At 47.5% G+C, this 14,753-nt stretch carries 18 protein-coding genes and 1 pseudogene; 16 read left to right on the plus strand and 3 right to left on the minus strand.

From position 1 onward, the window contains the following. From H6F80_RS15070 to H6F80_RS15115, 10 genes are all read left to right on the plus strand, one after another. A partial coding sequence (locus H6F80_RS15070) for an extracellular solute-binding protein (RefSeq protein WP_190792348.1) occupies positions 1 to 358 on the plus strand: 358 nt, incomplete at its 5' end. Between the two features lie 31 nt (positions 359 to 389). After that, entirely contained in the window at positions 390 to 1,442 is a 1,053-nt protein-coding gene (locus tag H6F80_RS15075; protein ID WP_190792349.1) for an ABC transporter ATP-binding protein, read from the plus strand. Between the two features lie 74 nt (positions 1,443 to 1,516). Beyond that, positions 1,517 to 2,329 carry an ABC transporter permease gene (locus H6F80_RS15080; RefSeq protein ID WP_190792350.1) on the plus strand — a complete coding sequence of 271 codons (813 nt, stop codon included), beginning with the start codon at positions 1,517 to 1,519 and terminating at the stop codon, positions 2,327 to 2,329. Then, positions 2,326 to 3,132 (plus strand): ABC transporter permease, encoded by an 807-nt coding sequence (locus H6F80_RS15085; protein WP_190792351.1) that lies wholly within the window; start codon positions 2,326 to 2,328, stop codon positions 3,130 to 3,132. The genes H6F80_RS15080 and H6F80_RS15085 overlap by 4 nt, the downstream gene beginning before the upstream one ends. 793 nt (positions 3,133 to 3,925) lie before the next feature. Beyond that, on the plus strand, positions 3,926 to 4,882 hold the full coding sequence (locus tag H6F80_RS15090) for a CobW family GTP-binding protein (RefSeq protein ID WP_190792352.1): 957 nt from the start codon (positions 3,926 to 3,928) through the stop codon (positions 4,880 to 4,882). Positions 4,883 to 4,915: 33 nt separating this feature from the next. Further along, positions 4,916 to 5,449 (plus strand): DUF1097 domain-containing protein, encoded by a 534-nt coding sequence (locus H6F80_RS15095; protein ID WP_190792353.1) that lies wholly within the window; start codon positions 4,916 to 4,918, stop codon positions 5,447 to 5,449. 57 nt (positions 5,450 to 5,506) lie between these two features. Then, positions 5,507 to 6,322 carry a nitrile hydratase subunit beta gene (gene nthB, locus H6F80_RS15100; protein WP_242067377.1) on the plus strand — a complete coding sequence of 272 codons (816 nt, stop codon included), beginning with the start codon at positions 5,507 to 5,509 and terminating at the stop codon, positions 6,320 to 6,322. Positions 6,323 to 6,354: 32 nt separating this feature from the next. Beyond that, positions 6,355 to 6,984 carry a nitrile hydratase subunit alpha gene (nthA, locus tag H6F80_RS15105; RefSeq protein ID WP_190792354.1) on the plus strand — a complete coding sequence of 210 codons (630 nt, stop codon included), beginning with the start codon at positions 6,355 to 6,357 and terminating at the stop codon, positions 6,982 to 6,984. Between the two features lie 80 nt (positions 6,985 to 7,064). Then, positions 7,065 to 7,439, plus strand: a complete 375-nt coding sequence (locus tag H6F80_RS15110) for a nitrile hydratase accessory protein (RefSeq protein WP_190792355.1) — start codon at positions 7,065 to 7,067, stop codon at positions 7,437 to 7,439. A gap of 194 nt (positions 7,440 to 7,633) precedes the next feature. After that, positions 7,634 to 8,281 carry a HupE/UreJ family protein gene (locus H6F80_RS15115; RefSeq protein ID WP_190792356.1) on the plus strand — a complete coding sequence of 216 codons (648 nt, stop codon included), beginning with the start codon at positions 7,634 to 7,636 and terminating at the stop codon, positions 8,279 to 8,281. Positions 8,282 to 8,578: 297 nt separating this feature from the next. Here the strand turns inward: H6F80_RS15115 and H6F80_RS15120 are convergent, their stop codons facing one another. Both H6F80_RS15120 and H6F80_RS15125 read right to left on the minus strand, forming a co-directional pair. Beyond that, positions 8,579 to 8,881: a hypothetical protein gene (locus tag H6F80_RS15120; protein WP_190792357.1), complete on the minus strand. Its 303-nt coding sequence runs from the start codon at positions 8,879 to 8,881 to the stop codon at positions 8,579 to 8,581. Positions 8,882 to 8,978: 97 nt separating this feature from the next. Further along, positions 8,979 to 9,152, minus strand: a complete 174-nt coding sequence (locus tag H6F80_RS15125; protein ID WP_190792358.1) for a hypothetical protein — start codon at positions 9,150 to 9,152, stop codon at positions 8,979 to 8,981. Positions 9,153 to 9,433: 281 nt separating this feature from the next. Here H6F80_RS15125 and H6F80_RS15130 point away from each other — a divergent pair, with 281 nt between their 5' ends. Continuing rightward, entirely contained in the window at positions 9,434 to 10,432 is a 999-nt protein-coding gene (locus H6F80_RS15130; RefSeq protein WP_190792359.1) for a tyrosine-type recombinase/integrase, read from the plus strand. A gap of 76 nt (positions 10,433 to 10,508) precedes the next feature. Here H6F80_RS15130 and arr read toward each other — a convergent pair whose 3' ends face one another. After that, positions 10,509 to 11,252: an NAD(+)--rifampin ADP-ribosyltransferase gene (gene arr, locus H6F80_RS15135; protein ID WP_190792360.1), complete on the minus strand. Its 744-nt coding sequence runs from the start codon at positions 11,250 to 11,252 to the stop codon at positions 10,509 to 10,511. Between the two features lie 660 nt (positions 11,253 to 11,912). Between arr and H6F80_RS15140 the strand changes: the two genes are divergently transcribed. The 5 genes and pseudogenes from H6F80_RS15140 to H6F80_RS15160 form a co-directional block, all read left to right on the plus strand. Further along, complete coding sequence (locus H6F80_RS15140) at positions 11,913 to 12,152, plus strand: hypothetical protein (RefSeq protein ID WP_242067378.1); 240 nt, start codon at positions 11,913 to 11,915, stop codon at positions 12,150 to 12,152. A gap of 209 nt (positions 12,153 to 12,361) precedes the next feature. Then, complete coding sequence (locus tag H6F80_RS15145; protein WP_347277885.1) at positions 12,362 to 12,541, plus strand: hypothetical protein; 180 nt, start codon at positions 12,362 to 12,364, stop codon at positions 12,539 to 12,541. Positions 12,542 to 12,607: 66 nt separating this feature from the next. Further along, positions 12,608 to 12,874 (plus strand): annotated as a pseudogene (locus tag H6F80_RS31350) (WD40 repeat domain-containing protein); the annotation flags it as partial. Positions 12,875 to 13,254: 380 nt separating this feature from the next. After that, complete coding sequence (locus tag H6F80_RS15155) at positions 13,255 to 13,854, plus strand: GNAT family N-acetyltransferase (RefSeq protein ID WP_190792362.1); 600 nt, start codon at positions 13,255 to 13,257, stop codon at positions 13,852 to 13,854. Positions 13,855 to 14,104: 250 nt separating this feature from the next. After that, on the plus strand, positions 14,105 to 14,753 hold a 649-nt coding region (locus H6F80_RS15160), incomplete at its 3' end, for a hypothetical protein (RefSeq protein ID WP_190792363.1).

Consider the following 14,753-nt stretch of genomic DNA (forward strand, 5'->3'; position numbering starts at 1 on the left):
GGGACAGTATTACCACGACGTCTCTGTATTGAAAGCGAAACAGGGCAAACCGATTCGGTCCACCTTTACACAAGAGGGAGGGATTAACGATTCGGGCTGCTGGGTGATGAGCCGTCCTTCAAAGAAGCTGGAGGAGGCATACGTCTTCATGGACTATATGTGCCAGCCTGAAATTCAAGCCAAGCTTTCCCGAAATGTTGGCGTTGCTCCCGTTATCGATCGCAAGGATACAGATTTAACAGACGAAGAATTCAACGCCGTTGCAAGCGATATTTCGCCCATTATTCCTGCTTACCGCACCTACATGGAGCAAGGAGACTGGATTGCTCAAAAGTGGACAGAAATGATAACGAGCTAGTGTCTTTTGTTCTCAGGCTGAGGTAATAGACATGGCTTATTTAGGTCTGAAGAGTATCACCAAACATTTTGGTGCTGTCAATGCAGTCGATTATATTGATCTTGAAATTTTCTCAGGAGAGTTAGTCTCTTTTCTGGGACCGTCAGGTTGCGGCAAGACAACGCTGCTGCGATTAATTGCAGGCTTAGAAACTTCTGATGGCGGACAAATCTTCTTAGGAAGTCGAGACATTACAGAGGTGCCAACCCATCAACGCGATATTGGCATGGTGTTTCAATCCTTAGCTTTATTTCCGCACATGACAGTGGGTGAAAATATTGCCTATGCATTACGCATTCAGAGAGTTCCGAAATCTCAGCAGGAAAAGCAAGTGGATGAGTTACTGGAGCTAGTGTGTTTACCGGGGGTAAAATCGCGCAGAATCTCCCAGCTTTCAGGAGGGCAGCAGCAGCGTGTTGCAATTGCTCGTGCCTTAGCGCGTCATCCCAAACTACTTTTGCTGGACGAACCCTTTTCTGCCCTGGATGCCAAGTTACGAGAAGCCATGCAGCTAGAGCTACGACTGCTTCAGCAGCGTTTGGGCATTACAACCATTTTGGTCACCCATGACCAGCAAGAAGCAATGACCATATCTGATCGAGTGGTCGTCATGAACGAGGGCAAAATTCGGCAGGTCGGTAAACCGTTAGAGATCTATCGTCATCCCACAGATCCCTTTGTTGCAGACTTTATTGGCACCAACAATCTCCTGCGAGGGGTTGTTTGCAATGAGACGGCGATCGAAGTAGAGGGGGTGCTGTTCACTGGATGGCAACTGGGCGATCGCTTCAGTTCAGGGCAACAGGTCAGTATTGGCGTTCGTCCTGAAGATGTGACCGTAGTGCCAGGGCAACCATCAGGTCGCAACTGCATTCCTGGCACTGTTACTTTTATTCGGGATATTGGCTCCAGTGTAAAAATACATCTAGACTGTCGGGGACGCAAAGTTGTTAGCACAGTTTTACCGAAAGCTAGACCCCGTCTGGCTCAGGGCGATACAGTGACTGCTTCCTTTTCAGCCAACTCCTGCATTATCCTGCAATGAGTATAAAATCTATCGCTAGACCCGCTCCTGCTACCAGGGCAGATCAATTAACGGGTAAGCTACGCTTGCTGAGAATGCTCTATCCACCAGTAATGCTGGGGATATTTCTGCTGATCCCGCTTTGCATGACGCTGATCGTCAGTGTAGCTCAACGCGCTCCAGCAGGTTTCTACAGTCCTGGTTTTGATTTAAGCCACTATCTTCGGTTTTTTACGCCGCTATTTCTCCGTCAAACGGCTTTCTCCTTTATCTTCGCAGCAGTCGCAGCAAGTTGCTGTGTCGGAGTTGCATTTCCGTTTACCTATCTGCTCACTCAGCTCTCTCAAACCGCTCAAGTCTTTATTTTGATTTTTATCCTATCGGTACTATCGCTCTCAGAAGTAATTATTAGTTTTAGCTGGTCACTGCTGCTGTCGGAGTCAGCCGGACTATCGAATCTACTGGTTTTCCTAAAACTTCTCCCCCAGGCAGTTGCTTGGGCACCAGGACTTGCTGCTGTACTCCTAGCGTTGACCTATCGCACTTTACCCTTTGCCGTTTTAGTATTCTATCCTTCTGTCGCCCGGTTAAATCCTGAAGTCTCCGAGGCTGCACAAACCTTAGGTGCCTCTCCAGTTCGCACGTTTTTTGACATCATTCTACCGATGCAGCGACGTGCGATCGTTACGGCTTTCCTCTTTGCCTTTATCTTTGCGATCGGCTCCTATCTAATTCCGCAGATGCTTGGCAACCCCCAGCACTGGACCATTTCAGTTTTAATTACGGATCAGGCAATTCAGCAATCCAACTTACCCTTCGCTGCAGCACTGTCACTGATGCTGATGCTGCTGACGCTTGTGCTGGTCTGCCTAATTTCTTCAACTTCAGATCAGGAGACAGATTTATGAATCACTGGCTCCGAAACGGGTTAATTAGCGGTGTTTTATTATTTTTAGCTGCGCCACTTCTGGTCGTGGGCGGTGTCTCTGTCAATTCCACTAAGAGTTTGATATTTCCACCGAGGGGATTTTCTTTTCAGTGGTATGGAGAGTTGTTTACTCGGTCAGAGTGGCTCCTGCCAATGGCAAATAGCCTTGGAATTGCTTGTGCTGCGGCTGCGATCGCATCATCGATTGCGATACCGATCGCCTATTCTCTTTGGCGCACTGGAAAGGGGTACCACCAATTTCTGTTTTACCTCGGTCTAGCACCAGCCGTCTTACCGCCTGTTGTGATTGCAATTAGTTTCCTCAGCTTTTGGGCATCAATCGGTGCTTATGGGAGCATCTACGCGACGATACTTTCCCATGCAATTCTCCTTGTTCCCTTTCCACTCGTTACCTCGCTACTCGGCTTGCGATCGATTCGATCGTCAGTCGTTGAGGCATCAAAAACGCTGGGAGCAAATGAATCAGTTGTCTTTATAACCATTGTACTTCCGCTGATTCAGCCCTACCTAGTTGCAGGATATGCCTTTGCTTTTGTCTTCAGCTTAAATGAGTACATTGTTTCATTCATGGTTTCGGGTTTTACAGTTGAAACTTTGCCAATCAAGATTTTTAATAGCTTGCACTATGGCTACACTCCTGTTATGGCATGTGTCACTGTATTATTTGTCGCACTCTCTGCCTTGCTATTTGCTCTGGTAAACCGCTTCGGCAGTCTGTTACAATTATTGAGCAGCTCTGCCAAAGTTTCTGCAGAACCATAATCAAGTTCCTGCTTATCTCAGTAGTCAGGTGAAATTAAACTTAAAACGCTCTAAGGCGTGGTTGCCCTCTCCTTGAAACATTCCATCGGACGACAACACTTCGACCCTACTCTACTTCAAAGTGTCCGGGAATCTACTGCTGTAAATTTTCATTGATTTTCTGCCAACAGGTTGAACGGGCTTCTTCCAGATCCCTACAAACTCACTTCCTAACTAGTACCGTTCCAGTAACACTGCTTTCCAAAACTCGCTTGGTACACGCAACCGTTCTTCTTCAGTCACTTCTAGCTCTACACCATTCTTGTCCCATTACAGCGATCGCTATCCATAAACCCTCCAGCAAATGAACACCATCGACCACATTATTCATTCTGCTGTTTAACCCCTAGATTCTGCCTTACAAAACTTTTAGAACGGTCGACGAAACTCGTTGCACATTCCATGGGTAAATTTCGGTTATTTATTGCAATACACAACATTCTTAACCATTCTCCCAATAGTCATCTCATTTATTGATGAGGTTATAAAGCGAGTTAATTTACACTATAAAAATTCTCTTTGGTATTTGCGATAACTTAGAATATGTTGCTTGATATACAATTAATAAATCCTAGCTTGCTTAGAATTTCAATGAAGTTGATAAAACAAAAGCAATAGTCCAGCTAAAGTATTTTAGAAAGATTTCTGCTTTGGATTATTGGTCTTTCTGAGATTTTGAAGTAGCAATCTCTATTTGTTTATTTATTTTTCTTTGCAAACGGACTGACAGGACGACTAAGGAGGCTACTTCACCTTGCAGAGTTTTATTCCAACAACGGTTCTGACGGGTTACTTGGGCGCGGGCAAAACAACTCTGCTGAATTACATCCTAACAGCTCAACACGGTAAGCGAATTGCGGTTATTGTTAACGAGTTTGGCGAGGTTGGCATCGATAATCAACTGGTTATTGGTGCTGACGAAGAAATTTTCGAGATGAATAATGGCTGTATCTGCTGTACCGTACGTAGCGATCTGATTCGCATTATCAGCAACTTGATAGACCGTTCTGAAGATTTTGATTATTTAATGATTGAAACTACGGGACTAGCCGATCCAGCTCCGGTAATTCAATCATTTTTTGTGGATGAGGTGATGAAATCGCGCCTCCTGCTCGATGCCATTGTCACCGTAGTTGATGCCAAATACATTTGGGATCACTGGGACAGCAGCGAAGCCCAAGAGCAGATCGCCTTTGCCGACGTAATTTTGCTCAACAAGGTTGATCTAGTGTCGCCCCCGGTTTTAGAGGAACTGGAACACCGAATTCGGGGAATGAATGCGATCGCAAAAACCTATCAGACCGAGCAGTGCCAAATTTCTTTGGATGCAGTGTTGGGAGTCGGTGCCTTCGACCTGAAAAATGCCCTCAGCATCGACCCGGAGTTCCTGAACGAGGATGCCCACGACCATGACCAGACCATTTCCTCCGTCACTATTCAGGAACCAGGTGTTATCAACGGCGACAAACTTAATCGCTGGCTCTATCAGCTAGTACAGTCCCGTGGTCCCGACCTTTTCCGCATGAAGGGGATTTTGAATATGGACTACGAAGACCGGCGGTTTGTCTTCCAGGGCGTTCACATGACCCTCGATGGTCGTCCCGGTCGCCCTTGGCAACCCGATGAAGTTCGACGTAATGAACTGGTATTTATTGGTCGTGATTTAGACGAACTTGAACTGCGGCTTGGTTTTAGTGAGTGTTTGATGTAACGGCAACATTATCCTTTCGGAGAGCAATCTGCCATGAAACAATCCGAAGCATTAACCATTAGTATTGGCGTGCTTGGCGGGGTTGATGTTTTTGTGACGGCAACGGTAATTCCAGTACCGGTTTGGGTTACCTTTACCGCATGGGCTTCTTTCTTTGTTGTGGGAGGCGGCGTTCAGGGGTTTATCAAGTCTATTTCCTGTAATATCACGGGCATTATCATTGCAGCACTGTCGCTGTGGTCTATTGATTTGATTGGCAATACTCCACTGGTTGCTGCTATCTGTGTAGGCATTGGTAGTGCTGCTATGGTGCAGGCATCTAAGCTGCCCTTTACCCACGGCATCACACCAGCAATTGTTTGGGGCTTTTCGCAAACTGTTGGCACCGTTGCCGTGACCGGGTTGCCCGTGACTGCTTCCCTGCCCAATAACCCTGTTTTAATTGCGATCGCAGCTATGATTCTGGGGAACATCTTTGGCTATCTATCCGAGGCATGGGGCAAGGCTTTGACTACCACTCCCACCGTAGCCAGAGCAGGCGAAGGAGCACGAAAAATCAGAAGTTGAATTGGAGGGTAGGCTCGACCCATCAGCCTAAATTCACTGCATTCCTCAGAGGGAATATTGCCTTCCAAGATTAATTCAACTCTATTGGTGCATCGCTTTTTACGTAAAAGAGGAGATCAACTGCTGATGAAACTACAACACTCCCTCGGAGGTCTAGAAGGACTTGGTCCTGTGGACTTCCAGAAAAAGGTATTCGTTGAACCCTGGGAAAAGCGCATTTTTGGCATTCACGCTGCCATGATGGGCTTGAGCGCTCACCTTAAAGAAGCCTTGCCTCAGTACTCCATCGACCAAGTTCCAACCGCCTTTAAAGATATCTGGACTTGGGCTGACCTACGCCGGGGTGCAGAAGCCATGAACCCGTTTGACTATTTCAGACTGCGCTATTACGAAAAATGGTTAGGAGGAATCTCTGGCTTCTTCGTAGAAAAAGGGTACATCTCTCAGGAAGAACTCGACGAGAAAACCAACTTTTATCTCAAAGAGGGAAACGTTGATCCCACTCCATTACCTGAAAAAGAGATTCCTGCTATCAATAATCAGGTTATCAAGTATTTGCAGCTTGGCGATTCCCCCAAACGAGATATCGACATTCAACCAAAATTTACCGTAGGAGATGGCGTGGTTGTTAAAGACATGCCGGTGGCAGAACATACTCGGCTGCCCGGTCACCTGCGTGGCAAACCTGGGGTGATTGATCTGGTCTACGAAGGCTGCTACGCCTATTTCCCAGGTCCTTCCGATGGTTTGGAACTAGCTCAGCCTAGTTACAGCGTCCGCTTCGACTCTAAAGACATTTGGGGTGAAGATTTAGCCGAGCCTGGTTCAACCTTCTATGCTGATTTGTTTGAAATCTATCTCGAAGCAGCCTAGTCTTAGTGTCCTTGAAATAGGGTGAGATATCTATGTCAATTCCTGGAGATGAGCGGTTTAGCTACAGCCCCAATCGTGAGCTGGAAAGCGCCGCCAAAGTCAGAGCTCTCGAAGCCCTCCTAATTGAAAAGGGCATTATTGGTAGCGAAACCGTCAACAAAGTTTTGGAATATTTTGATTCCCAAATGGGACCTTTCAATGGGGCTAAACTGGTCGCCAGAGCTTGGGTCGATCCAGAATTTAAGGAACTGTTGATTAAAGATTGCAATGCAGCCTGTACTTCCCTGGGCATGACAACGGGTATGTCTGGAGCAGAGGGTGAACATATGCGGGTAGCTGAGAATACTTCCTCAGTCCACAACCTGATTATCTGTACGCTGTGCTCCTGCTACCCCTGGCCAACTCTGGGGCTGCCCCCCTACTGGTACAAAGACCCCACCTTTCGGGCTAGAGCTGCCCGCGAACCCAGAAAGGTACTCAAGGAGTTCGGTCTGGATCTGGACGGCTCCGTAGATATTCGCGTCTGGGATAGTAGCGGGCAAATTCGCTGGTGGGTACTGCCCGAAAAACCTCCAGGTACTGATCACATGAGCGAAGAAGAACTGGCGTCTTTAGTCACTCCAGAATCAATGATGGGCGTGGCAAAAGTTACCGCACCCTAGACTGTCAGTCCTGCGGTTTTCTTACCCTATTGTATTTGACAATTATTACCACCCCTACCTTACTTACTGGCGAAACTTCCATGTTTACTCGATTTGAACATTTTGCTGCTTCCAGTTTGATGGGCAGTGAAGAATCTCCTCCCCGCAAGAATGGGCAGCTTGCCTTCAGTCGCAGTTGGGAGCAGGTCGCCTTTGCCCTCGCCATTGCGCTGTCAAAAAAGGGGCACTACGAGTGGGAAGACTTTCGCCAGAGCCTGATTGCCACCATCAGCGAATGGGAGTCAGAGCACGACCTGAACGACTCCACCTGGAATTATTACCAGCGCTGGTATGCCGTTTTAGAGAAGCTGGTGCTGGAAGCCGGTCTGATAGACAAAGCAGAACTCGATGAAAAGCTAGACGTTCTACTGAACTGCGAACGTTGCCATGAAAATGCTGCAAACTCGGCTGACTGAAAATGTCTAGAAGGCTTGATACCTGCTAGGTTTGATTGCGCGATAGCGAAACTCAACGTACCTCAAGCTAATGTCTAATGTTGGGTTTCACTCTGTCTTATCCGATCTGCATTAGAAACGTGTCAGGCAATTAGCTTGCGACTCATGACAGTTGCAGTTCTCGATACACAAGACACACTTAGGAAGCAACCTCGATGTACGCTAAATTTTCCACATTGTTGAATCGAAAGCTGGTAATCTGTGGACTGACTGGTTCCAGCTTATTACTTTCAAGTTCTCCGGCTCTGGCTCACCACCCTTTTGGGGATAAAGCCCCTGCCAATGTTTTTGAAGGTTTCTTATCAGGTCTGGGGCATCCAGTAATTGGACCTGACCATCTAGCCTTTGTGATTGCTGTAGGGTTTGTGGCTGTTGTATTTCAGCGGGGATTGCTCATTCCAATTTCTTTTGTTGTTGCTTCTTTGGTTGGCACAATTGTGCATTTATTGAATGTTGATTTGCCTGCCCCTGAATTCTTCATTTCTGCCTCAGTATTGCTATTTGGGCTACTCTTAGCTCTGAAAAATTCCCTACCGTCAGGAGTGGTTATCGCCCTTGCAGCCGTAGCAGGGTTGTTCCATGGCTATGCCTATGGTGAAGCTGTAGTCGGTTCAGAGATGTTCCCTTTGCTGGCATACTTAGTTGGGTTTACGACCATTCAAATGGCTATAGCGATTGGTGTTTATCTCACCGTTGAGAGAATGGGAGGGAGTAGAGAACAGCAGACTATGAATTTACGCTTTGCTGGATTTACACTGGCTGGAATTGGAGTAGCTTTTCTCTCAGGCGTCGTTCTAAACTAGTGGGACATTTTTGTTATGCATTAGCTATTCATACCAGGTGAATTGCTTTGTTAACTACCCGTCCATCTGTCTAGCTTTGACCACAAGGGCATCAAAATAGACGATGGGATAAACCGGATCCAAAGCTCGATTGTGTCAAACTTTACGCTCCTGTTCGACGGCATCGGGGACATTAGAAATCAACCCAGCTGAGACTTCTACGCCATACAGGTCTTACAGTTGTGCCTGGATGTCGCGGGTACTCATGCCTCTAGGATAGAGGGACAAGACCTTGTCGTCAAAGCCGTCAAAGCGGGTCTATCCCTTCTTAACGAATGGGTTCAAACTTACTGTTGCGGTCGCGAGAGACGCTGATTTGAGCCTCTCCAAACTCTCCTTTGATCGTCTTCTTGCTGTGCCCAGTGCCGCGATTACGAACGGGTTTGCTTTGGCTTGTAGGCTCCGCCTGTTGCTCTTCCAGATGGTTTTCATTTCCGCGTTCAAGCAGCGTTTCACCAAAACAGCCGTTAGCTGTTTGAGTATCCCTCCATCCCCCAGCAGGTCTTCGGAAGTCTCATAGCCTTTGAGCAATTCATCGAGCAGTTCAGGTCGAAAAGTCATAGTGCGAGTGCCTTGGGTCTAGTCGTTCATTAGCTCTCATTTCCTGGCCTTTGACACAAACATTTATATAATTCCCTAAAATCTTTGCGACGCAACCTTAGTTGATGCTACTCAAGCTACAGTGCTCGATCGCCGCTCGCGTTTCTGCCACTTGGGACACTTTCAAGTAGCGCGCCTTCTGCCCCTGCACTCTCAAGCGATACTGAACTGAGAGTTGCCCTCGCACCGTTGTCCCACCTGGAACTGAGGAGTCAATCCGGGCATTGAGCAAGCTCTCTCCCGCTGCTTGAAGGGCAGCAATCTCGGTTTCTAGCTCTACGAGTCTGGCGTTCAGGTCTGGGTATTTCAGTTTTGATGCGTGTCAGATTCGTAATGCTTGACCTTATTTTGACACGCATCAAGTTGAGCAAGGTTTAGCATGATCCCGATTGCCTTCAAAGGCTTGATTAGAGAGACTTTGAGAAGATTGGACATGAAAGTTGTCTTAGAATTGTTAGATAGAGATGATTTCGCTTATCTCTACCTGATATCGACGTAACTTCTGCTCCAACCATGCCTGACTCCCCCCCTAGCCCCATCCTCCCGATCGTGATCGTGCCCCTTGAGGGCGGCAAGAAGGAGGAACCTCGGCGATCGGAACCCCCGGATTTACGTCACTGGCAAGTCGAGGAGTTCCTGCGGCAGACCGGCAAGGCGGAGAATACACAGCGGGCTTACCGAGGACAACTAGTTCGGTTTGCTGCCTGGTGCAATAAGTCCTGGCTAGACGTCACCCCCAGCGACATTGGGAAATATCGACGGGAGCTAAAGTCGAAGGGATTGAAGCCCACGTCGATTAATCATGTACTGAATACGCTGCGATCGTTCTATGGTTGGCTCCGCCGGAGCAATGGCTATCCGATGAATCAACCGTTGCCTACGGATGCAATCGATCTGGAGCGGCAGGAGGAACCCCAGGCAGATCATCTAGAGACGGAGGATTTGAGTCTGCTATGGGAAGCGTTGAGTTTTGATGATGCAACACGGGTGCGCGACCGGGCGATCGTGGCAGTGCTGAGTCATGGACTGCGAGCATCAGAAGCGTCTGCTCTCAATGTGGAGCATTGGAACGGCAAGATGCTGAAGGTGCATCGATCCAAGGGGCAGAACGTGAGTGAGTTGCCGTTGAGCCGGGAGGCGCGATCGTACCTGGAAGCTTATTTAGAGTGGCGACGGCAGCAGGGCGGGGTGTTTGAACCACTGCCGGAGAGTCCGATGTTTCTAGCGCAGGACCCGAAGAATAAGGGGCAGAGGTTAGGCTACAAAGGGCTGCACAAAATGGTGCGAAAGCTGGGGTTAGTTGCTGGGGTAGAAGACATTAATCCACACCGCTTCCGCCACACGTTTGGAACAGAGGTAACACGGCGGGGTGTTGATCCCCTGTTTGGGAAGGAGTTGATGGGGATCAAGAGCGATCGCGTGTTTCAACGGTACACGAAAGGGGTGTTTAAGCAGGCAGCGGCTGAGGCGTATCTCAAGGCGATCGGTGAGGATAGTGATGAGAAGAGTTAACGCCCCACATCAGCGGCGGCAGTTCCCTCTCGCAACGGCTCGTTGTTTTATGAGCAGGATGTGGGCATCTCAGAAATCAATTAATAATCTCTCCTTTGTTATTGGCCAACTTTTCACGCCATTTTTGGAGTTCATCAGGTGTTTGTCTCACCCAATCTGTTACTTCGCCAATGATTTTTAATGGCGCTTGGGAGCGATATGAGCGTGTCGGATTGCCCGGGAACTTTTTGTCTGTAACATTCGGGTCATTTTCAAAATCCCCTGTCGGTTCAACGATATAAACATATTCACGTCCATCGCCTTTTGCTAATGCAGCAGCTAGTCCCGCCCCATTAACAAGGGCTGTGAAATAAATGTGATTCATTTTGAGTTCAGGTTTGTAATTAGAACTGCCCCCCGCTGTCAGCAAATCGCCAACCTGCAAATCTGCTTTCGTTCCATGATAAAAGGGGCCTTTGTCAGAAGGTTTATCCTTAAACGAAGTTGCTAATTCATAACACTTTTTTGCCTTGTCAGGGTTGCTTAAGTCCTCATAGCATTTGGCAATGTTTGAATATAAAGAAGGGAAAGCACTCTTAACGGAGTCGTTATTTATTTTTAATGCAAACTCCAAAGCCGTTTCGAGCCATTTTAATCTGTCGGAAACATTCTTTTGATGTCGGGCTACATAATGAGCTGAAATAAATTTCTCAAAGTCGCTTGTCGCTTCGTTCCAGGCTTGAAGAAAAAATTCACTTGCTTCTTCAGGTTTGCCTTTTTCTTCCATGCCCATACCTTGAAGGCAGAGTTTAACAACATTGTTGTTTGGGTTGAATTCCATAATTATTTGCCTCTTAATTGTTAGACATTATCGGCAATAAGAAGTGTATCGCAACTACCGCTAATGGCGACATTCACCGGCTGCCAGTAGCCTTAGTCCTATCCGATCACCCTCAACAGTCTGGTGCAATGAAGGGTTGGGGGACGATCGCCTAAAAGCTACAGTAGATACATCCATAACTGGAACGAGAGTAGCTAGATGGTTAACTGGATTTTAGAAGACGGTGTTTTTGGCTGCTCTATGACTCCGCTGGCATCTGAGATCTAAAAGCAAGGACACAATGTCAAAATTATTGACTACACCAGAGGCAACACAGATTATCAACGCTTCTTTTCTTCAACAGAGTGCCTCATTTTCTACGGCTCACTTCACATCGCTCAACAAATCCAGAATTCCGGTTTATCCTGGACACCAGGAATCATCGGGACGATTGAACAGTATTACTGCACCCACTACTATCCCCATCTCAAACCCTAGCTGTTGAATGCAGAAGGGCAGATTTTACCCCTGTCAGAATTGTTCTCTTCCAATATTGATAATCCTCAACTGCCTGTTGATCTTCAGGGGAGCAAACATTTGTTTATTCGCCCGAACAGCCCGCTTAAGCCTTTTGCAGGTGGGCTTTATTCCCTCAGAGAACTGACTAATTTAGACAATTTTATGAAACGCCACTATTTGGAAGACCCAAACTTGCTGGTTGTTGTCGCACCAGAAAAGCCGATTGAAGCAGAGTGGCAGGTGATTATTGCTCGAGGGCAAGTTTTGTGTGCTTCTCAATATCGGCAGTTTAGAGAACCTTGCTATCAATCTGGAATGCCTGAGAGAGTGCAACAAGGCAGCAAAGGCACAAAAGGACAGAGGAGTCGAAGTCGTCAGGCAAACAAAGGAAGGGTTGAGTAGATGACCTTGCCCAGAATTGAGTAGCGGTCGAGAGAGGGGTGATCGCTCAAATCCTTTCGCAACCTCAGATACATGCGAACCCTTGCCGAGGCCTACCCTGACGAAGAAGTCGTGCAACACAGCGTTGCACAATTGCTCTGGCGACATAACATCGCCTGCTTGAAAAGCTCAAAGACCCCGCTGAACGGCTCTGGTACGCTGAGCAAGCGATTGAAAATGGCTGGAGCCGGGATGTCCTGGTTCTACAAATTGAAACGAACCTGCGTAATCGCCTGGGTGGCACGGTCACTAACTTCCAGCGGCTACTTCCTAAACCTGAATCTGATCTTGCGCTTTTTCTCGTTCTGCCCGAATTCGATCGAGCAACACTGAGGCAGGTTCATCATTAGGATCTTGTTTAACCAGTTCACCTCGAAAGGCTTTAGCAGGGATGGATTGGTTAAGGGCATACTTCTCACGTTTTTTCCGTGCAGTTCAGCCCAAATGGCTCCCTATTAACGGGCAGTTGTGGTGATCATACAATTCGCCTTTGGAATAGTCAGACTGGTCAGCCTATTCACATCCTCCATGCGTATAACGATTGGATTCGCGCGCTAAACTTTAGCGCCGATGGCAAAATGCTGGCGAGTGGAGGGCAAGACTTGATCGTGAATCCCTGGAATGTTCATACCGGAGCATGCTTGAGAACCTGGCAAGATTTCAAGTCCTGGGTGTGGGGGTAAGTTTCCACCCCGATGGCGATCGCTTGATGACAGCCGCAGGAACCACACTCCAACTTAGGAGGTGGCTGCATGAAAGGAATGAGTAGGGAAGATATACTATGTAAAAAATATACCTAAAGTTACATCCATACTACGTATAAAGATAAACAGAAAGTCTCTGTCGCTCCGCCTAAATGAGCTTATTATGCAGAATTATTTTGCCGATCTCCCGAAACTGGATGAATCGGCAGAACGATTCTGTATATCACTCTCTAAAATAGGTGGATCGACAGAATAATTCAGTCTATGAAAGTTATGCGGCTCAGGTTTTAGATGAGGACTGTTGCTACTCAGTACCAAGATAAAATTGAGCAAGTTTGCGAGTTGCACTGGTGTAGATAATGGCTGAAACGGTCTGGAAATTGACCCTCACAACCGAACGCCTAATCCTTCGCCCTCAGCAGCCAGGTGATTACGATTATTGGATTGCTGGCTTTGCTGGACGCATGGAAAGCCAGCATCAATACGACGATGGGTTGGTGAGCTTGGAACATTGCGATCGCGAATGGTTCACGAATCTATGTCAGCGACATCAACAAGAAGCTCTATCTGATCTCTTCTTCATCTTTGGAATTTTTGATCGCTATACAAGGCAGCATTTTGGAAACGTTGACTTGATCACAATTCGACGTGACAACTACCAGTGGGCAGTAATCGGATATGAAATTCATAACCAACATTGGCGGAAAGGCATTGGCAAAGAAGCAGTTCGAGCCGCCTTAATTGCGGGTTTTGAGTCGCTTGGTTATCACCGGATCGAAGCTATCATTAATCTAGATAATCAAGCATCCATTGCCTTGGCGGAAAGTGTCGGAATGCAAAAAGAGTGTATTCGTCGTGGCTTCCTTTACGAAAATGAAGAATGGATCGATCAACTCATTTATGTTGCCTCGCCTCATGATGTGGATTTGGTCGAAAAACCACCAGAGCGCGCCTCATAGCAATCCCGTTGCACACCCACCGTTGAGAGATAGTTGATTGAGTCCGAAAAGTTAATAGCGGCGGGTGAACGGGGTCGTTGTTGAGTGATGGATTGATGCCGAACCCGATCGCACTTAAAACTAATCAATCTGAAGGGGTTTTGCCTGGGAGATGTGAACCTTATTTAAGTTCTACGGACTCACTCAGGACGGGTTTGTTGTATCAGACAGATCAAGCTGTCAAACAAATAAAGTAAGTGAGTGACTCAATATGACTCAAACTCGTTTATCCTCGGGTCCATCTTCTATTGAGGAGCACATCGTTACGACCTACGGTGCGCTCCGGCGTGGGATTGGTTACCTGGCGATCGCGCTCCCAGTAATTCTGTCAGTTTGGGGAATCCTTAAGTATGGACTGCCGCTTCAGGATTCAATCAGTGCCTATTACCATGCCTTTGTGTCGACAGGGCAACCCCCAGGACTGTTTGAGGTTGCAGGCAACGGGGTAATGCGGAACTGGTTTGTTGGCATTCTCTGGGCGATCGGCGTTTTCCTGGTGCTCTACCGGGGGTATGGACGGCGTGAGAACATAGCCCTCAATATTGCTGGAGTACTGCTGATCATCGTCGCAATGTTTCCAATGGACTGGACCTGTGGCGTAACCTGCCCAAAAGTCTCGGTTCATGGAATTGCCGCAATTCTATTTTTTCTGACGATCGGCTATGTCTGTATTTTCCGGTCTGGCGATACGCTACCGCTGATTAAAGATTCGGATGCGAGGGAGTTCTACAAACGGTGGTATCGCATCATTGGTACGGTGATGTGGGTATTTCCGCTGGTGGTTGCCGTGCTGGAGTTTTTTCAGCTTCGTCCCTTTGGCACGCGCACGGTGTTTTTTATTGAGGTTGCGGGCATCTGGA

Origin of the sequence: Leptolyngbya sp. FACHB-711 (assembly GCF_014695615.1) — a bacterium.
Classification (GTDB): domain Bacteria; phylum Cyanobacteriota; class Cyanobacteriia; order Elainellales; family Elainellaceae; genus Leptolyngbya_A.